Origin of the sequence: Sphingobacterium sp. 18053, assembly GCF_902706145.1 — a bacterium.
GTDB classification, from domain to species: Bacteria; Bacteroidota; Bacteroidia; order Sphingobacteriales; family Sphingobacteriaceae; genus Sphingobacterium; species Sphingobacterium paramultivorum.
Map to the genome: position 1 here is coordinate 571,932 of NZ_CACSJW010000001.1, position 18,592 is coordinate 590,523.

Annotated in this window: 18 protein-coding genes; 12 read left to right on the top strand and 6 right to left on the bottom strand. The window is 39.1% G+C overall.

What is annotated here, in order from left to right; all coding sequences use genetic code 11:
• Positions 1–151: 151 nt before the first annotated feature.
• From GVK91_RS27595 to GVK91_RS02640, 4 genes are all read left to right on the top strand, one after another.
• The gene (locus tag GVK91_RS27595) at positions 152–283 is read left to right on the top strand and encodes a hypothetical protein (RefSeq protein ID WP_259254939.1); all 132 of its coding nucleotides are present in this window, start codon (positions 152–154) and stop codon (positions 281–283) included.
• 145 nt (positions 284–428) lie between these two features.
• Positions 429–572, top strand: a complete 144-nt coding sequence (locus GVK91_RS02630; protein ID WP_153848663.1) for a hypothetical protein — start codon at positions 429–431, stop codon at positions 570–572.
• Positions 573–659: 87 nt separating this feature from the next.
• Entirely contained in the window at positions 660–1,028 is a 369-nt protein-coding gene (locus GVK91_RS02635) for a hypothetical protein (protein WP_075992579.1), read from the top strand.
• A 12-nt stretch (positions 1,029–1,040) separates the two neighbouring features.
• Positions 1,041–4,151, top strand: coding sequence for a lantibiotic dehydratase (locus GVK91_RS02640; protein ID WP_159726768.1), 3,111 nt, complete (start codon positions 1,041–1,043; stop codon positions 4,149–4,151).
• Here GVK91_RS02640 and GVK91_RS02645 read toward each other — a convergent pair.
• Both GVK91_RS02645 and GVK91_RS02650 read right to left on the bottom strand, forming a co-directional pair.
• A complete protein-coding gene (locus tag GVK91_RS02645; RefSeq protein ID WP_159726770.1) occupies positions 4,121–4,825 on the bottom strand; it encodes a LytTR family DNA-binding domain-containing protein in 705 nt (234 codons plus the stop codon). The genes GVK91_RS02640 and GVK91_RS02645 overlap by 31 nt on opposite strands.
• Positions 4,826–4,853: 28 nt before the next feature.
• Positions 4,854–5,963, bottom strand: coding sequence for a sensor histidine kinase (locus GVK91_RS02650; RefSeq protein ID WP_159726772.1), 1,110 nt, complete (start codon positions 5,961–5,963; stop codon positions 4,854–4,856).
• Between the two features lie 395 nt (positions 5,964–6,358).
• Between GVK91_RS02650 and GVK91_RS02655 the strand changes: the two genes are divergently transcribed.
• From GVK91_RS02655 to GVK91_RS02670, 4 genes are all read left to right on the top strand, one after another.
• Entirely contained in the window at positions 6,359–6,811 is a 453-nt protein-coding gene (locus GVK91_RS02655; RefSeq protein ID WP_159726774.1) for a DinB family protein, read from the top strand.
• A 184-nt stretch (positions 6,812–6,995) separates the two neighbouring features.
• The gene (locus GVK91_RS02660) at positions 6,996–7,466 is read left to right on the top strand and encodes an OsmC family protein (RefSeq protein ID WP_153848669.1); all 471 of its coding nucleotides are present in this window, start codon (positions 6,996–6,998) and stop codon (positions 7,464–7,466) included.
• A gap of 135 nt (positions 7,467–7,601) precedes the next feature.
• On the top strand, positions 7,602–8,837 hold the full coding sequence (locus GVK91_RS02665) for a TCR/Tet family MFS transporter (RefSeq protein ID WP_327196885.1): 1,236 nt from the start codon (positions 7,602–7,604) through the stop codon (positions 8,835–8,837).
• Between the two features lie 253 nt (positions 8,838–9,090).
• Positions 9,091–10,326, top strand: a complete 1,236-nt coding sequence (locus tag GVK91_RS02670) for an MFS transporter (RefSeq protein WP_153848677.1) — start codon at positions 9,091–9,093, stop codon at positions 10,324–10,326.
• A 115-nt stretch (positions 10,327–10,441) separates the two neighbouring features.
• Here GVK91_RS02670 and GVK91_RS02675 read toward each other — a convergent pair whose 3' ends face one another.
• Positions 10,442–11,311 carry a pirin family protein gene (locus tag GVK91_RS02675; RefSeq protein WP_159726776.1) on the bottom strand — a complete coding sequence of 290 codons (870 nt, stop codon included), beginning with the start codon at positions 11,309–11,311 and terminating at the stop codon, positions 10,442–10,444.
• A 246-nt stretch (positions 11,312–11,557) separates the two neighbouring features.
• Here GVK91_RS02675 and GVK91_RS02680 point away from each other — a divergent pair, with 246 nt between their 5' ends.
• Positions 11,558–12,427: an alpha/beta hydrolase gene (locus tag GVK91_RS02680; protein WP_159726778.1), complete on the top strand. Its 870-nt coding sequence runs from the start codon at positions 11,558–11,560 to the stop codon at positions 12,425–12,427.
• Positions 12,428–12,469: 42 nt separating this feature from the next.
• Here the strand turns inward: GVK91_RS02680 and GVK91_RS02685 are convergent, their stop codons facing one another.
• Together GVK91_RS02685 and GVK91_RS27735 are read right to left on the bottom strand one after the other, a co-directional pair.
• Positions 12,470–13,396 (bottom strand): SRPBCC family protein, encoded by a 927-nt coding sequence (locus tag GVK91_RS02685; protein ID WP_235032741.1) that lies wholly within the window; start codon positions 13,394–13,396, stop codon positions 12,470–12,472.
• A 51-nt stretch (positions 13,397–13,447) separates the two neighbouring features.
• Positions 13,448–13,576: an EthD family reductase gene (locus GVK91_RS27735; RefSeq protein WP_153848672.1), complete on the bottom strand. Its 129-nt coding sequence runs from the start codon at positions 13,574–13,576 to the stop codon at positions 13,448–13,450.
• 167 nt (positions 13,577–13,743) lie between these two features.
• Between GVK91_RS27735 and GVK91_RS02695 the strand changes: the two genes are divergently transcribed.
• Together GVK91_RS02695 and GVK91_RS02700 are read left to right on the top strand one after the other, a co-directional pair.
• The gene (locus tag GVK91_RS02695) at positions 13,744–14,733 is read left to right on the top strand and encodes a GlxA family transcriptional regulator (protein WP_153848673.1); all 990 of its coding nucleotides are present in this window, start codon (positions 13,744–13,746) and stop codon (positions 14,731–14,733) included.
• Between the two features lie 7 nt (positions 14,734–14,740).
• Positions 14,741–15,541 (top strand): GNAT family N-acetyltransferase, encoded by an 801-nt coding sequence (locus tag GVK91_RS02700; protein ID WP_153848674.1) that lies wholly within the window; start codon positions 14,741–14,743, stop codon positions 15,539–15,541.
• Positions 15,542–15,603: 62 nt separating this feature from the next.
• On the opposite strand, the gene GVK91_RS02705 is transcribed toward GVK91_RS02700, so the two are convergent.
• Complete coding sequence (locus tag GVK91_RS02705) at positions 15,604–16,806, bottom strand: MFS transporter (protein ID WP_159726780.1); 1,203 nt, start codon at positions 16,804–16,806, stop codon at positions 15,604–15,606.
• 170 nt (positions 16,807–16,976) lie between these two features.
• Between GVK91_RS02705 and GVK91_RS02710 the strand changes: the two genes are divergently transcribed.
• The gene (locus tag GVK91_RS02710) at positions 16,977–18,575 is read left to right on the top strand and encodes a sulfatase (protein ID WP_159726782.1); all 1,599 of its coding nucleotides are present in this window, start codon (positions 16,977–16,979) and stop codon (positions 18,573–18,575) included.
• The last annotated feature ends 17 nt before the right edge of the window (positions 18,576–18,592 follow it).

Below are 18,592 nucleotides of genomic sequence, written 5' to 3' on the forward strand. Positions count from 1 at the left end.
ACACTACTCACCTATTTATTTGGCAGATGCTTTTTTGGAAGGACTTACCTCAAGCCCTCTCATTAGTTTATCTATTTACGCTATATGGCTTTAATGGCTAAAGAAATGGTTTTTCGCTGCTAAAATAGATAGGTCTAAAATAATGAACCAGATGGAATCCTACAATGAAGTAGCTGCTATTTCATCGTACTCAAATGCTGTTTCGTCGAATTTTCCAACAGCATACGATGGACCTTCTTTCAATGCTAATTATAATCTGGCAGACTATTCGAACAGCGTCTAATACACTGCGAACAGAAATAGGAACAGGCGCTATTTTTTCGTCGAATAGATTCTTTAGTTCGTCCGATTCATTTTCAATTCTGTCGATATTTTTCGTTGTTCTTTTTCATAGAAAGCACATTTGTTTACAATTTAAACGTATAACTATGGAAAACATTGAAAATTTTTTAGCGGAGGATTTTGTATTGGATGTACAAACTGTCTGCGTGGTCGAACCGATCTCATTTTTTGATTTTGATGATATGGAACTGGTAACTATTAAGACAGTTACATCTTCAAAAGTAATATAAAAGAGGATAATGCTGTGAAGGCGTTCTGGTAGGCGCCTTTACAGCAATCGTCTTTATTGCCTACTAAATAAAAAAAGAACCGAGTATATGACTTCACCCAAGCTTAAATGTATTCTCATTGAGGATGAACCCCTGGCGACAAAAAAGATAGTTGAATACATTCACATGTTTCCAGATCTTCAATTGATAAAGATGGTTGAAGACATTGAAAATCCAGCATTATTTAGTCATGATCTAAAATCTGCAGACATCCTATTCCTCGATCTCATTGTTAGCGGCGGTAATATTAATACACTTGCCGAATTGATCGCTGATATTCCTATCCTGATCATTACGTCCGCTGTGTCACGCTGGCATTATCCGGAATTTATCAAAAATAGGAAGCATTTTGCGCTACAAAAACCAATTTCGCCCGAAATGTTTCAGTCTTGTATAAAACAAGTCATGCAATACTAGTCCTACTAATTCATGTCATTATTCCACTTATCCGATTATTTTCTTCTGCGCACGCCGCTACTTCCAGCTGCATTTACCGTTGATCTTTTAACGATAAAAGAGAGAAATGAAATGGAAGAGAAACTTCGTCATTTGTTTCAAGATGAGCAATTAAAAGAAGCCTTATTTTTGGCGAGCCCTGCCTTCTCTGTAGAGGTTCAAAAATGGCTTGAATATAAGAAAGAGAGCAGCTCAAAAATGATCGCTTCACTACTCAAATATGCGATTAGGATGAGCACCAGAAGTACGCCTTTCGGGTTATTCGCAGGGGTATCTTTTGGGAACCTTACCGTCTCCGAAAAAAAGGTATCGTTAATTAGGGCTAATGCGAATAAAGCTGTATTAAAACTGGATGCCACCATTTTGACAGGAATTATTGAACAGCTATCAAAAGACAAAAGAATTTACAGTCAACTCTATTATCGTATCAATCCGACCTTATACTTAGATGGTAAATATTACAAATATTATCAAAAAGTGGCAAATGGGAAGAAAGGACAGCATATCCTAAAACGCATAAGGCTTACTCCAGTTTTGGATCGAGTCATCCAATACTTTGAACGCAATAAGAGAACCAGCCACTATCAATCATTAATCGATCTGCTGCAAGGTCTTGGAGCATCAACAACGCATGCGAGCCTATTCGTCAATAACCTCATCAGCCTTGGAATCATATCTTCTGAATTACAGCCCAATGTAATTGGCCGAGGTTATCTGGACAGCCTGATAACCTCGCTTGAAAGAGTGGATAAGGTGGAAAATTATTTAAATCCTTTATTAACAGTAAAAAAATGGCTTCATAGTTCTCAATCTGTCATTGAGATCCAAAACGCCATCCTTAAATTATTGCAGCCTTTAGCTCCAGACCTTGATATGACCAATTCGTTACAGGGGGACCTCCTCATGGGGATGGACGAAAATAACTTATCAGATACCGCATTAAATCACATAAGAGATCAATTTCAGGATTTACTACCACTTTGCAGCCAGGCTAAGTTAACAGATTTTGACCAGTTTAGAGCTGCGTTCTCTGTTAAATATGAAGATAGAATGGTCCCGCTAACGACAGCTCTAGACCCCGATATTGGGATTGGTTACGGACGTCAAGAAGGTGTTTACAATATAACGGATGAAATACTCGGGGAAGTTAAAAACATCCCTCCGACGGGCGAAAAAAAATATGGGGACCACCATTATCAAGATCTGGTCATTGAAAAATTTGTAGAAAGTGTAAAAAATCAATTCACCGAAATTCGGCTGACCGGCAAAGATCTAGATCATATCGCTAAACAGCGTAAACAAACAGTCCATACTATCCCTTCTTCATTCTATGCCATCGGCAATCTCCTTAGAAGTTCATGTCAGGAAAATTTATTCTTCAATCTAGGTACTATTGGTGGTTCGTCATCAGGAAACTTAATTTCCAGATTTGCACATTTGGATGAAGAATTGCATAACAAATTAAAAGAATCGGCCAACAAAGAGCAGCAGCATTTTCCCAATGCAATACTTGCCGAGATTTGTCATTACCCAGACAATAATGCTGGTAATATAATTTATAGACCTGCGCTGCGAAAGGCATCAATTTGCCTAAGCCCAACAATCGACGAAGAACAAGAGCAAATTGATGTTAATGACTTATACCTGTTCCTTAAAGGACAGCGTCTAATCTTGTGGTCCAAGAAATTCAATAAAATGGTTATCCCCCGTTTGACGACGGCCCACAATTTTGAACAGGGTATGAATATTTACAAGTTTCTCGCAGATTTTCAGTTCCAAAATAATAGGTTGGATCTTTCCTGGAATTGGGGGATTATGAAAGAGCAGCCGAGGCTCCCAAGAATAAGCTACAAAAATATTATCTTGTCTAGAGCCCAGTGGCGAATTCAAAAAATAGCGAAATACCCCAGTAACCCTCAGGCTTTCATAAAAAATATACAAGCGGAATTAGCAATCCCTGCAATGGTCATCATCAGCAGCGGCGATAATGAACTGTTGATAAATTTAGACAATCCTTTTTGCATAGAAATCGTATTGGATCATATGTGCAAAAGAGAGACCATATTAACCGAATATATCCTGAATGACTATTCATCAGTAGCCAGGGATAAAGATGGACATATTTTTGCCAACGAAATCATTATTCCAATAGAATCACAACAGGAGACTTTCACAAATGAATCAGCTCCGCAAGACAATAACCTAAAAAGATGCTTCCCTTTGGGCAGTGAATGGCTTTACGCCAAGATCTATTGTGGTTTACATTTTGCAGACACCTTGTTAAAGGAAGTTTTCCCCATTATCGTAGCGACAATTAGTCAGCAAAATGTCCTAAAAAAATGGTTTTTTATACGGTACAACGATCCATCGCCCCACATTAGGTTTAGAGTTGAGCTTTCAGATCCAAGCCAGTATTATTCCGTTATATCCACGCTGAATACCCTATTAGAACAGTTTATTAAAGATGGTCAGATATCAACGCTATCCGTTGACACTTATACACGGGAGATTGAACGCTATACCCCATTTTGTATGGAACTTAGTGAGGAGCTATTCTATCAACAGAGCGAAACGGTACTGAAGGTTATTCAACAAAGTACTTCAAACAATGATCGATGGCGCCTGGCTTTCGAAAATATTGAGTCGCTATTAGAAGCTGCAAAATTTACGCTGATCGAAAAAAGAGATTTCTGCCTACAGATGAATACGCTTTATCAGCAAGAATTTGATAATAATAAAAACCTTTGGATTCATCTCAACAAGAAGTTCAAAGAGAAAAAAGACTGGTTCGACAAACCTTTAGACAACACGGAAAACTCCCAGAAGAAACTAAATGCACTTCAATACAACATATTTAACACCTTACGGAGCCATACCGATCTAGACGAATTCAAGTCGGCCCGAACATCGTTACTATCAAGCTACATTCATATGTTTATTAACCGATTGTTCATGTCCGATCAACGCTTACATGAACTTGCTGTTTACCACTTTATGCTTGGCTATTATAAAATGCAAATTGGAAAACAGAAAGAACGTATGAATCCGATAAATTATATAAGTCCCATCTTCGCGAAAAGTTGATTACGATATTGTAAACCGATACCGAGTTCTGTCCCATTTTTCAGAATGACTTTACTTGCCTCAACACCCTTGATCTGTTTGATATTGACAATATAGGACCGATGCATACGAGCAAACATATCCCAAGGTAGTTCTGCTTCCATATCTTTCATGGTAGACAGCAACGTTTGCATACCTTCTAACGTATAAATTTGAATGTAATCCCCCCAGGCATTTAGATAGAAAATATCCGCCGGATCTATAAAAATAGTTTTGTTCCGATCCTTTATCTTAATCGCCTTTCTTTCACCTTGTGGGCCCCTTCTAGAAAACAAAATTGCCTTTTGAACTTTTTCAATTGCCTTGATCAAGCGCTCTTCCGTCAGGAGTGGCTTTAAGATATAATCGATCACATCCAGCTCAAATCCATCGACCGCATACTCATAATGCCCAGTTATAAAAACAACAAATGGTGGATGAGCAAGTCCTTTGAGAAAGGTAATTCCATCCATTTCAGGCATATCTATATCCGATAAAATGAGATCTACCTCGTGCTGTCTTAAAACGTCAATTGCTTGCAATGGGTTTTCGAATACACCCAATATTTCGATCAGGCCTAACTTGGAAACTAATTTCTCCAGGCGACCTCTCGCAATAGGCTCATCTTCAATAAGGATAGTTTTAATTCTATTCATAAGTACTTCGCAACCCGCTGCTTTGGTGCTACGGCTCTGTTTCCGAATGTAAAGTTACAACAAGATTAACACTAAATACACCCTCATGCGACTTTATTTCCAAATTGTGATTATGAGGATAATGAAGTTCCAGTCGTTTTTTTACATTTTCTATCCCTAATCCACCGATATAATTTTCTGGTTTTGAAAGTTCTCTATACGCATTAGCCACGTGCATATATACCTTATCATCCCTCACTTTAACGTCTATGGATATCCATCCCGCCGAAGAACTTAGCCGAGGGCCGTGTTTAAATGCATTTTCTACAAACGGAAAAAAGATCAAAGGAACCATCATGCTGTTTTCGTCTTCAGCCGCCAGATTTAATTTGATCTGCACGGTCTCGCTATAGCGTAACTTTTCCAATTCAACATAATCCTTTAGCAATTGAAATTCGCGGCTAATTTCTATCCTGGGTTGATTACTTTCATGCAGTAAATACACCATAATACTGCTTAAACGCATCATACTTTCGCCGCCTCTTTCATCATGATCGGATACCAGCACATAGATGCTATAAAGTGTGTTAAGTAAAAAATGTGGGTTAATCTGGTATTTTAGAAAGGCAAGTTCCAACTGGACATTGTTCAATTCCAGTGCTGAATTTTTCAATTCAAGTTTCATTTTTGAATTTCTGACAGACATAAATGCCTGTACAATTTTTACGGTCAATGGCAGCGCCACCAAAAAAATAAAATCCAACAAATAATCGCTAATGGAAGAAAGGCGAAAAGCACCAAAGATTCCTTGACTTAATATTATTTCAAGATAGCTTGACAGGCGAATATCTGGTGTTAGATATTTCAACGTTAATAGTGCAGCAAAGTAACTTAGAAACGACCACCAGGCGTAAATAAACAACAACCATAATATACATAACACAAACTTCCCTGGAATAAACCATCGCGGGATGATGATATATGCTGTCACATAAAATATTGTCAACAAAGAAAATACGTCCTTTACAAACAAAATCCAGGAATTATCAATATCTATCCGCTGATAGGAAATGAATTGCATTCCCAAAACCAAAAACCAAAAACACAAGTGAAGGATAATACGTTTCCCCGTATTGTAATTTTGGAAAAACCTGTTCATAGATAGCATACTTTTCAATAATATCAGTCTAATATAATGATATCCTTTAGTTTGTGGTAGTCTGACTTGTCAAGTGATAACGCAAAAAGACATTTCTGCGACAAAAAACAACAACCTATAACGCTAACAATCTGAATATATCCCAATTAAGAACTGAGCAAATTCAAAAAATAGAATTACGCACAAAATAATTAAATTGTAACAAATATATTGCTTTAAAATGACTATGATTTTTAGCGTGAACACAACAGCTAGTTCATCCAGCAAATAAAGTAATTTGCTAGGTTATCAATATAGAATAGCGTTATTCTATAATTTTAATTAATTAGGTAATTTTCATTTACTTCTATCTTCCGTATATTTAATTTTACAGAACCCACATAAACAACAATTAGATGTCAACTACTTTTATGCAGCTTTGGTTATATAATAACTGGGCCAATACAGCACTACTGAATAAACTGAAAAGTGAAGGCGAAAAAGTACCTCATTCTTGCATACGGCTCTTTAGCCATATTGTCAATGCGCAGATTATTTGGTTAAGTCGATTAACTGGTGAAAAACCACCTGTTGGTGTTTGGGATGAGCACAGTATCATCGATTGCCAAAGGTATCACGATTTAGCTTCAGAAGGATTTGGGCAGCAGATTCAGCGCAGAAATGATATGGAGGATGAAATTATCAATTATACAAACACACAGCATCAGGCTTTTCATAATAAGGCCAACGACATTCTGTTACACGTCTTTAATCATGGCACCTATCACAGGGCGCAAATAGCAAGCGAAATGCGAAAAAATGGGATTGAGCCTATCAACACAGATTATATCACTTTTGTTCGCACATAACAGTACTGTAATCAGACACCACTGCAGTCTGATTACAAACGAAGTAGTTTTATCGAAATGCCAATTTGCTCCAAATGATAAATATAAAATTTTGATCTAGTCAATTCGACCTATCCTGCACATCTTGTAATTGACGGACTAGACGTCCTATAATATTGGAGAATACCTTAAATTTGAAACAAAAATGAGTTACAAACATATCTTCAAAGCGTCCTTAACTTGGAAAAATCCTGAACAGCCTACTGCTGTGGGTTCAAAAATTTATACAAAGAGCCATCACATCGCGATCGAAGGGAAAGCTGACCTGCAAGTTTCCGCAGCAAAAGCATTCAAAGGTGACCCCGCATTGTACAATCCGGAAGATTTGCTGCTTAGCAGCCTGATTTCTTGCCACATGATGTCCTATTTGTACGTCTGCTCACAAAATAGCATCGAGGTTTTATCCTATACGGACAATGCTATCGCTACCCTCGAAACGGATGGAGATGGAAGTGGTCGTTTTACAGAAGTCACACTACACCCCGAGGTTCTCATCACAGATAAATCCCAGATAGAACTTGCTTTATCCTTACATGCCCAAGCAAATAAACTGTGTTTTATTGCGAATTCATGTAATTTTACTGTACGGCACCATCCAAAATGTCAAGCGATCTAATCAGACTTAGGCGTTCTATCGAAAGAAAAAAACTTCTTGTTTTCGGTTTGTTAACACTACCGAAAATATAACACGCAGCACAAATTAGTAATTAAATAACAAACAAGTTTTTAAGGATTTCATTACTTTTGAATCATGATGGAAAATTCCAAGAAAAAAGCAGCAATCGGATTCATATTTATTACACTACTAATCGATATTACGGGTTGGGGAATCATTATTCCAGTCGTTCCTAAACTTATCGAGGAATTGATTCATAGCGACATCAGTGAAGCGGCAAAATATGGCGGCTGGCTCGGCTTTGCCTACGCTTTCACACAATTCATCTGTTCTCCTGTCGTTGGTAACCTCAGTGATAAATATGGCAGAAGGCCAATTATTTTGATCTCACTTTTTGGGTTTGCTGTAGACTACATCTTTCTTGCCCTCGCGCCAACTATAGGTTGGCTATTTTTAGGACGTGTTATCGCTGGACTGACAGGCGCTAGTTTTACAACGGCAAGTGCTTATATCGCTGATATATCCACGGATGAAGATCGGGCAAAGAACTTTGGTCTAATAGGCGCTGCATTTGGTCTAGGCTTTATCATCGGCCCAGTTATCGGCGGTCTACTCGGTCACTATGGTGCCAGGGTTCCCTTTTATGCGGCCGCAGGACTGTGTATGCTAAACTTCCTGTATGGCTATTTTATCTTACCTGAGAGCTTAGATAAAGAAAAACGTAGAGCTTTTGAATGGAAACGCGCAAATCCAATTGGATCCTTTAAGTTTCTTGGAAAACATCCAGAAATATCCGGATTAATCGTTGCCTTAATTTTAATATATATCGCAGGTCATGCAGTTCAAAGTAACTGGAACTTCTTCACCATGTATAAATTCGACTGGACAGAAAGAATGGTAGGTATCTCATTAGGTGTTATTGGATTATTGATTGGATTGGTTCAGGGTGTTTTAATTCGATGGACTACACCCAAACTTGGTGAACAAAAAAGCATTTTCTATGGATTGACCCTGTATGCCATTGGACTACTGTTATTCTCATTTGCAAGCGAGGGATGGATGATGTTCGTCTTCCTTATCCCTTATTGCTTGGGTGGTATTTGTGGACCAGCTCTTCAGTCTGTTATTACCAAAAATGTTCCTTCAAACGAACAGGGTGAACTTCAAGGTGCACTAACGAGCTTAATGAGTGCAACATCGATTATTGGTCCACCGATGATGACAAACCTATTTTATTATTTCACCCATGACAAAGCACCATTTAAATTTTCTGGCGCGCCGTTTTTCTTAGCATTTATCCTGATGACGATTAGTGTGATCATTGTATATAATGCTTCTCGCAAAAAGAGAAATCAGCAAATAAATCTTTAAACCTGATTGATCAGTCTGCACTATTTTCATCTAAAATTCAACTGGCCTATGCATATAAGAACTGCATAGGCCAGTTGAATTTTAAACCTTTGACTTTAAACGACACACGATTTCCTGTGAAATATTAAGATAAGAAGCAACTATTCTATTGGATAGCCTTCTGACAACCATTGGATTCTCATCCAACAATAAACGATATTTTTCAAGGGCTACTGATCGCTGTAAATTTGCAGGCAAGGAGATAAAATTCAAAATGATACATACAACAGACATAACAAATCAAAACATAAAACTCCACGTAAACTCAAAACGGGATACACCTATACTGACGAAGCCTCTTTTATGGCTTATTACCTTGACAACTGGAGTAGTCGTCGGCAACAACTATTATAATCAACCGCTTTTGGGATTGATGGCGAAAGACTTTCACGTTAGTGAAGCTGCAATTAGTATGATTGCTATGCTCACCCAGATCGGTTTTGCAACAGGGCTACTCTTTATCGTTCCTTTGGGAGATATGATAAAAAGAAAGAAATTAATATTATCAATTTTTCTACTCATCATAGCCTCCTTATTGGCAATGGTCTTCGCTCCCACTCTTGGGCTGCTCTATATCGCAAGCTTTATGGTTGGATTTAGCTCAGTCGTTCCCCAAATGCTCGTCCCCCTTACGGCCGAACTTGCTACTCCCGAAAAACGCAATTCTTCAATCGGAATGGTCATGAGTGGCTTACTATTAGGTATTCTGCTCTCCCGCGTCGCAGCAGGATTTATTGGCGATATCTGGGGATGGCAGGCGATCTATTATATGGCGATTGCATTAATGGTTCTATTCATGTTATTATTAGCTTTCGCACTCCCCGATGTGAAACCGACATTTCAAGGAAGTTATCTACAATTAATGCACTCATTGATCCATTTGACAAAAACTCAACCGGTGTTACGGCTATCTGCACTCAGAGGTGCCCTAGGTTTTGCGGGATTCAGTGCTTTTTGGATTACATTGGTATTTCATTTACAGGAAGCTCCTTTCCACGCGGGGTCCGCTGTAGCCGGATCCTTCGGATTAATAGGGGCTGTTGGCGCTTTGGCAGCAGCATTGGTCGGCCGGATCGCAACGCGTGTTTCTACGTATACCGTTATTCTTGGTTCCATATGTATCCTGCTATTGAGCTGGATTGTATTCTACATCGGGGGGAATAGCTATATCGGATTAATAACTGGTGTAATCTTAATTGACCTGGGTTTACAATCAATGCATATCAGCAATCAATCTGCTTTCTTTGCCTTAAATATCGGGGCAACCAACCGACTAAATACAGTCTATATGTTTAGTTACTTTGCGGGTGGATCATTGGGTAGTTACCTGGCCCCTCTCGCTTGGAAATACTTTCAATGGAATGGCGTGGTGTCGACAGGCTTTTGTTGTACACTACTGGTTCTCATCATCCATATCTGCTACGACAGACGGCCAAAAAAATTTTCTTAGTCGTTGAACACCATAATCTAAAGAAAAGCTAATTAACAGAAAATCTTCTATATGATGATATCCATTAATGGCCTACATGTTATACATGTAGGCCATGGATGGAAACTTATATCACTTATTCGAGCACACCAAACTTGCCAGCTTGAAAATCTTCAAAGGCTTGGTAAATCTCTGCCTGTGTATTCATTACAAATGGGCCATAGCTCACGATAGGTTCATCGATGGGCTCACCGGTTAACACAAGTAAAACCGCATTTTTATGGGCCTTTATCGAGATCTCTTCACCATCATGACCAAATAAAACAAAACTATGTTCCTTCGCAAGTTCACCGTTGACCTCGACCTCCCCATTCACAACCAGCATCGCAGTATTATGATTTTGTGGAACTAAAAAATTCGTTTCATGTTGCTCCGCCAATTTGATATCAAATAGATTGACAGACGTATAGGTGCTCGCTGGCCCTACCGTATCCTTAAATTTTCCCGCGATGACATTAACTACCCCTGCTGCGTCAGGCAATAGTACCTTCCCCATCTGATTGGCTGTAATCGCCTGGTAATGTGCCTCCGTTGATTTATCTTTCGCTGGTAAATTAACCCAGAGCTGAACCATTTCAAACAATCCACCTTTTTTTGAAAATTCCTCTTCATGGTATTCTTTATGTAATATACCCGCACCGGCAGTCATCCATTGTACATCACCCGGACAAATAACTCCGCTGTTTCCCGAACTGTCGTGATGGGCTACACTACCTTTGTAGGCGATAGTAACGGTTTCAAATCCCTTATGCGGATGTACATCCACGCCTCTGATATGATCCGAAGGTCCAAAATCAAATGCTGCGTTGAAATCCAGTAAAAGAAATGGACTCATCCTCTTTTGGGAAATCCCATTCCCTGGTATCATATTAAATACACGAAATCCATCTCCTACCATACCCGGTTGAGCTGGACGTTGGAAAATTCTTTCAATTGATTTTTTCATGTTATGATCTCCTTTTTTATCGTTCTTGATGAATTTAAGTTGAAGCACAAATTGATTCACTTCATTTTAAATTGCTATCTCAAAGGTACGACGAGAAGAAGCCTGCTTCCAACAACCTGGATTAAGGCATAAACTTAACCTAGATTAAGTTTATAAGAAAAGATACTGCTAAAACTAGGAATCCCACATTTTCTGGATGCCATAGAAATGTGTAACTTCAATAAAAATCATAGACCAAGTATCTTTATGCACTCAAACAATACCGTCACATTAACAAAATTCTACCGTCACCTTTGGTTACGTCCAATACTATTACTCTTGCTATTCATCTTTTTATACCCCGCAGTACATGCGCAATCCAACAGTAAATCTAAAGTGAAACCAAACTGGAATGAAATACTTGAAGAACAACTGTTTCCAGGTAAAAAGCTCCAAGATTCCACGTTCCGCTTTCAGGGCAAATTTGAAGAACAATTTATCACAACAGCAGATCATGTTAAACTCCATGGAATCTTGTTTAAGGCAGACAAGAGCAAAGGACTAATTTTCTATTTGCATGGCAGTAATGGGGCTGTAGATACCTGGGGTAAAATTGCCAATATCTATACTGATAACGGATATGATCTTTTTATGCTGGATTACCGAGGTTACGGAAAAAGTGAAGGTAAAGTAACCAATGAAGAACTACTTTATCGTGATCTGCAAACGGTCTATGATAAGCTGACACAACAGTATCCGGAAGATCACATTATCATAATCGGTCAATCTATGGGCACGGCACTTGCTTCAACTATTGCTTCGCATAATTCTCCAAAAATGCTTATTCTTCAGGCACCTTACTATAGTTTTCAAGATTGGACACAACATGTCGCTCCTGAACTCGATACAAGCGGGATCCCCTTTTATTTCGACAATGCTGCGGCATTGCAAAAAGTAAAATGTAGAACGATCATCTTCCACGGAGACCAGGATAATGCCGTCTATTTTGATTCTTCCATTAAACTGAGTAACTTTTTTAAAAAACAGGATAAATTGATACGTTTGGCAAAGGAAGGACATAATGATTTTTCTAAAAATAAAGACTATCTGCATGCGATTGCCGAGCTATTGCGATAGTCTCATTTTATACCAAAAATACACTATGCCCCTTCAGGAATTTTATACCTTAAATTCGGGATAAGGAAAACCCTTTCCTTTTTCACAGAAAAATTTTAAACTCCTGAAAAATAGTGCCCAATCAAAACTGCAGGAAGCAAATTCCGCACTATAATTTGCCCAGCCATCATGGTGAAACAGCAGCATACATCCCTTTTGCTGAGGTTCAAGTTCAAAGGTCAGTGTCGTTCCAATCCATTCCTCAAATGCCTTGACACAGCGCCACTCGACCCTGGAATAAGGCTTCAGCGAAATAACTTCCATATTTTTAAAATAGCTCGGACCAAATCCAAACCGCAGGATCGCACCAATCTCCGGCTTTGCCTTGGTATCTGGTGTCCACCAGCCTGCTAGTCCTTCCGCCGTTGTAAGCGCCTTGTAAACAGTCTCTACAGGAGTTTCAATTAACAGCCTATGGTAGATACTTTTTGTCCCAGAATCATGTGGTATGCGATTCTCTTCCATAGCCCCCAGCGCTATTTCCTCCTTTGGAGTAGGCTGTCCCAGCCCAGTTAAAATCAATTGTCTTAGGCTGTCCGCTATATAATACGTCCAGGCATCATGACATACCTGATAACATTCCATCTGGGAATTAAGCCCACGATGGGTGAAATGTAATGTAGTTGTACCCGCATCTTCCACAATATCGAAGATAATGGAACTATTAGTCCATTCCCGTTCATCCTGGGTGAATTTAAAATAGTTTTCGAGGACCCGCCAGACTACTTTACGATCTGTTTCCATCGTTTCTATTCGTATTCGACAACGATGTACATCCTGATAATGATATATAAACTCATCATGCAAAGCAGCAGTTGGCCCTTCAATATTTTGAGACCACCATCCGCGGACATTATTGATTGCTTCAAATACACGTTGAGCACCTGCTTCAACGGTAATGCTTATTTTAAAATCTTCCTTTTTCATCATTCATCGTATTTTATAACGTTAACTCATACTTCTTATATTACTATACCTCAATCAAATATGTAAATCTAAACGAATAAGTCCCGGAAGCGTTTTTGCCAAGGGAATATGTGTCTCAAAATAGTGTTTGTCAAAAAACTCCCTATTCGTAGGAGTCTTGTATATTGCGATCATTCGTACCATCTTGTGGTATTAATTTAAATTTATAGATCAAATATAGCGGACTTCAAAACACAAAAAGGGGTGTAAAATAGACATTCTCAGCGGTTGATTTAGACAAGTCGTTTCGGTATATTTGAATAGTATCAAATAAGCGTATTATCGTTTATTCAATCTTATAAACTTTCAACATGAAACATCTAACGATCTTAGTTCCAGACAGTCAGACAGGCCCTAATACCATATCGTGCATTGTTGGAACATACCATGTATTCACAGAAGCGAACCGCTATTACGATCAACTGAACAGGGAACCTATATTTAATATAGAATTGGCAGGAGTTTCCAAACAGAGTAACTTTGTCAATGGATTATTAACGGTCATGACGCAGAAAGATATCACTACGATTCAAAAGACCGACCTCATTATTGTACCCGCTGTCATTTCTAATTTTAGTGCGATAGAAGCTGGTAATAGCATGCTCTCAGCATGGATATTAGACCATTATACCAAGGGAGCAAATGTTGCAAGCATGTGTACCGGCGCATATCTGCTCGCATCCACAGGGCTTTTGGATAACAAAAACTGCTCTATCCACTGGAAATCAGCGGCAAATTTTCATAAGCTCTTTCCAAAGGTTAACTTAAAAACAGAACAAATTATTACTGATGAGCAAGGAATCTATACCAATGGTGGCGGTTATTCGTTCCTTAATCTCCTCCTTTACCTGGTCGAAAAATTCTACGACAGACAGACGGCTATTTATTGCTCCAAAATATTTCAAATTGATATTGCCAGACAAACACAGTCCGATTTTATGATCTTTAATGGTCAAAAATCACATGGAGATGAAATGGTCATGCGTGCACAGGACTATCTCGAGAATAACTTTTCAGAAAAAATTTCCATGGAGAAGTTATCTGAAAAATTCACTGTCGGACGTCGGAATTTCGACCGTAGATTTATTAAAGCGACAGGCAATACGCCCGTGGAATATCTTCAACGGATAAAAGTAGAATCGGCAAAAAAAGAATTGGAAAGCTCGAGGAAAACGGTAAATGAAGTGATGTACGCTATTGGATATACGGACATAAAGGCTTTTCGCGAGATATTCCGTCGGTTTACAGGACTCTCTCCCCTTGAATATAAAAACAAGTACAATAAAGCAGTAATAAAATAGATGTTAGATGAATTTTGAACCGATTCAGTTTTCTGATCTCTCCGTCATCACAGCATTAAGTCCAGAAGGATGGGGTAATGTGCCGATCAAAATACAGCATTATATAGAAAGCCCTTTTTGTTTCCCCATAAAACTCCTGGTCGATCAGAAAATTGTGGCCATAGGTACGACCATTATCCATAGCAACGTTGCCTGGCTCGGACATATTATCGTCGCTCCCGATGAAAGAGGAAAAGGCTATGGGAAACAAACCACCCAAGAACTTATTCGTATAGCAAACAACAAAAAATGCAACAGCATTCAACTCATTGCAACGGATATGGGCGCGCCTGTTTACACAAAGCTCGGCTTCAAGGAATCTTCTTCTTATCTTTTCTTTGATGATATACAAGCACCCCATCTTGAAGAAGCGGACAATAATATACAGCAATATCAATCCCGATACAAAAAGCAACTTCTGAGGCTCGACCTAACAACCGCAGCTGAAAATAGACGATGCGAAATAGAACCGCATTTCATTTCAGGTTTTCTATATGTGAAGAACCAAACGCTCCGCGGTTATTATTTTCCTTCTTTGGGAGAAGGCCTTATTGTTGCCAATGAACAAGCTGCAGGAATGGCATTGTTAAAAATGTATTTAATGCAAAATTCCAAAGTTGTGCTACCGAAAGAGAATACAACCGCAGTTTCCTTTCTATTGAACCAAGGTTATCCAATAAAACGTCAGGCGAAGCGCATGTACCTGGGTGAAAATATCGATGTTCAATTTCAGTCCATCTTCAATAGAATTGGTGGAAATCTAGGTTAACACCAATTCTATACGTTATTTTTTTAAAACCGATAGCAAATTTCAAGACAACATAATGGACTCTACGAAAGCTGACCTACCGCATCCTCAAGAACCTTTTTGGCAGCCACAGCCGGTTGCTTTTTGCTTCGTTGGATATAACATAGGGAAATTACGATTCCTAAAGCTGCCATAACCGCACCAACCAAAGCCGGAGAAGTATAACCATAGCCTTGATTAATGGGTACACCACCTAAAAAGGCACCCAATGCATTCGCAATATTAAAACAAGCAGGTCCTAAAGAAGCAACCAACATTTCAGCATCACTTTTTACCGAGTTAAGCAATAATAAGGTTAACGAAGGTACGAGCGCAAAAGTAGTGACTCCGGTTAAAAAAGTCATCACCAAGGATACCCAACCGTTGTCAGACAGCCCGTAAATAACCAACATACATAAAATCTGAACCACCAGTACGGCTACAACCACCTTTGTTGAAGAAAAAGCGTCCGTCAACTTCCCTCCGATCAAATTCCCCACAAACATACCTAATCCAGCCAAAACCATAATATAAGGCAGGTATTTATCAGCAACACCAGACACTTCAGTCATCAGCGGAGCTATATAACTTATCCAGGCAAACAGTGCCCCTGGAGCTATTGAAAATAATAAAACCATAAACCAGACATTCACATTGCGAAAAATGCCAAAGTCCTTCCAAGGATTATTTTTAGGTGCTGCTTTCATTTTAGGCATCCACAACTTTAAGGCTAACATGGTCAAAATACCGACGATAACAATCAATAGAAAAGTATAACGCCATGAAAAATGATGTCCAATATAGGTACCCAATGGAACCCCAAATAAATTGGCAACTGTCAATCCGGAAAACATCGTCGCTACAGCCTGCGCTTCTTTACCAGGATCGGCCAATCGACTGGCAATAACAGACCCTACCCCGAAGAAAGCACCATGTGGCAATCCCGAAATAAAACGCGATACCAACAAAAGACCATAGTCTGGAGCAACTACAGATAATCCATTAAATAGGGTAAACAATCCCATGAGGATAATCAAGGTCTTAAGTGGCGAGAATCGATTCATAACAACCACCAACAGTGGGGCACCGATAACTACACCTAAGGCATAAGCTGTAATGAGATAACCAGCTTCCGGAATTGAAACTTGCAGACTTTGGGCAACGTCCGGTAGCATCCCCATCATACTAAATTCGGTAATTCCTATCCCCAATCCCCCCAGTGCAAGTGCTAATAAACTCTTCTTCATATATAATTGAAATTATTAATAACACAAATTTCTATCAGAATAATTTAATAAACAAATCATTTAAATAGTACAACCTATCATTAAACTAATAGCACCGACATTGTCTCAATGAAAACACCTATATTAGCCTGAGGTAAAATCGATCAGCATAACACATTCAAACCTTAACCATGAAACTGCATCATTATATACTTACTTTCACCTTGTACACACTTGTACCTTCTTGGGCATTGGCACAAAAAGGCCATGCAAAAAAGCATCCAAATATTGTATATATCATGAGTGATGACCATGGTTATCAAGCGATCAGCGCTTATGGTTACGGATTGAACGAAACGCCCAATATTGACAGATTAGCAAAGGAAGGTGCCATTTTCACACGTGCGACCGTGACAAATTCATTATGTGCACCCAGTCGGGCTGTACTCCTAACTGGGAAGCACAGTTATATGAATGGGAAAATTGATAATGAGGCAAAATTCGATTGGAATCAGGACAACTTTGCCAAGATTCTCCAAAAAAATGGGTATCAAACGGCATTAATCGGTAAAATCCATATGGATGGCCTACCCCAGGGATTTAACCACTCAGCGGTCCTTATTGACCAAGGCGAATATTATAATCCAAACTTTATTATCAATGGTGTAAAACAACAAATACAAGGCTATGTATCGGATCTCACCACCGATATGACCCTAGATTGGATCGCTAAAAGAGATACCAGCAAACCTTTCTGTGTGCTCTATCATCAAAAAGCGCCACACCGAGAGTGGCTACCGGCTTTGCGACATCTTCAACAATATACATCAAAAACCTACAAAGAACCGAATAATCTATTCGACACCTACGAAGGAAGAGGAACTGCTGCTAAAACCGCTGAAATGAATATCCTTAAACACATGAACTGGGCTGGTGACAACAAGATACCTCCTGCGCTAATGGATGAATTGGGACTAAAAGAATATCTATCCTGGGATAAAGCTGCCTTCAATGGAAACCTAGGAAGAATGACTGCAGCGCAGCGCGCAACATGGGATTCAATCTACAACCCAATCATGGCAGATTTTAAGATGAAATATCACAACATGTCCAAAGAAGACCTGATGCGCTGGCGATATCAACGTTATATGCAGGATTATCTGGGTACCGTTGCTGCAGTGGACGACGGTGTTGGACGTCTATTGGAATTTTTGAAAGACAATGGACTCGACGAAAATACAATTGTCATTTATACCTCAGACCAAGGGTTCTATCTGGGTGAACATGGTTGGTTTGACAAACGTTTTATGTATGAAGAATCGCTCCGACCCCCCTTATTGATCCGCTATCCAGCAGAAATTAAAGCTGGCCAATCCTCAAAAGCACTTGTTCAGAATCTTGATTTTGCCCCCACAATCCTAGATTATGCAGGACTTGCAATCCCGAAAGATATGCAGGGAAAATCTTTTCGTGGTCTACTCAATGGAAAAGAAAAACAATGGCGCGATGCAGTATATTACACCTACTATGAGTACCCTTCCATTCATATGGTAAAACGACATTATGGGATTCGTACCGAAAGGTACAAACTGATCCATTTCTATTATGACAAAGATGAGTGGGAATTATACGATCTAGAGAAAGATCCACAGGAAATGCAGAATGTATACAATGTACAAGCATACCAAAACGTACGTGAAGAAATGCATCATAAACTGGACGAAGCCCGAGCCTACTATAAAGATTCCGATGAGAACGACAAAAAGTTTTTACCGAAGGTAAAACAATAATTTACTGGCCTACTAAG

Coding starts and splice junctions, on each gene's coding strand:
- GVK91_RS02710 (WP_159726782.1), top strand. CDS start 16,977: ATGAAACTGCATCATTATATACTTACTTTCACCTTGTACACACTTGTA.
- GVK91_RS02670 (WP_153848677.1), top strand. CDS start 9,091: ATGATACATACAACAGACATAACAAATCAAAACATAAAACTCCACGTA.
- GVK91_RS02645 (WP_159726770.1), bottom strand. CDS start 4,825: ATGAATAGAATTAAAACTATCCTTATTGAAGATGAGCCTATTGCGAGA.
- GVK91_RS27735 (WP_153848672.1), bottom strand. CDS start 13,576: ATGGTACGAATGATCGCAATATACAAGACTCCTACGAATAGGGAGTTT.
- GVK91_RS02700 (WP_153848674.1), top strand. CDS start 14,741: ATGAATTTTGAACCGATTCAGTTTTCTGATCTCTCCGTCATCACAGCA.
- GVK91_RS02685 (WP_235032741.1), bottom strand. CDS start 13,396: ATGATGAAAAAGGAAGATTTTAAAATAAGCATTACCGTTGAAGCAGGT.
- GVK91_RS02665 (WP_327196885.1), top strand. CDS start 7,602: ATGATGGAAAATTCCAAGAAAAAAGCAGCAATCGGATTCATATTTATT.
- GVK91_RS02680 (WP_159726778.1), top strand. CDS start 11,558: ATGCACTCAAACAATACCGTCACATTAACAAAATTCTACCGTCACCTT.
- GVK91_RS02695 (WP_153848673.1), top strand. CDS start 13,744: ATGAAACATCTAACGATCTTAGTTCCAGACAGTCAGACAGGCCCTAAT.
- GVK91_RS27595 (WP_259254939.1), top strand. CDS start 152: ATGGAATCCTACAATGAAGTAGCTGCTATTTCATCGTACTCAAATGCT.
- GVK91_RS02640 (WP_159726768.1), top strand. CDS start 1,041: ATGTCATTATTCCACTTATCCGATTATTTTCTTCTGCGCACGCCGCTA.
- GVK91_RS02630 (WP_153848663.1), top strand. CDS start 429: ATGGAAAACATTGAAAATTTTTTAGCGGAGGATTTTGTATTGGATGTA.
- GVK91_RS02660 (WP_153848669.1), top strand. CDS start 6,996: ATGAGTTACAAACATATCTTCAAAGCGTCCTTAACTTGGAAAAATCCT.
- GVK91_RS02650 (WP_159726772.1), bottom strand. CDS start 5,963: ATGAACAGGTTTTTCCAAAATTACAATACGGGGAAACGTATTATCCTT.
- GVK91_RS02655 (WP_159726774.1), top strand. CDS start 6,359: ATGTCAACTACTTTTATGCAGCTTTGGTTATATAATAACTGGGCCAAT.
- GVK91_RS02675 (WP_159726776.1), bottom strand. CDS start 11,311: ATGAAAAAATCAATTGAAAGAATTTTCCAACGTCCAGCTCAACCGGGT.
- GVK91_RS02705 (WP_159726780.1), bottom strand. CDS start 16,806: ATGAAGAAGAGTTTATTAGCACTTGCACTGGGGGGATTGGGGATAGGA.
- GVK91_RS02635 (WP_075992579.1), top strand. CDS start 660: ATGACTTCACCCAAGCTTAAATGTATTCTCATTGAGGATGAACCCCTG.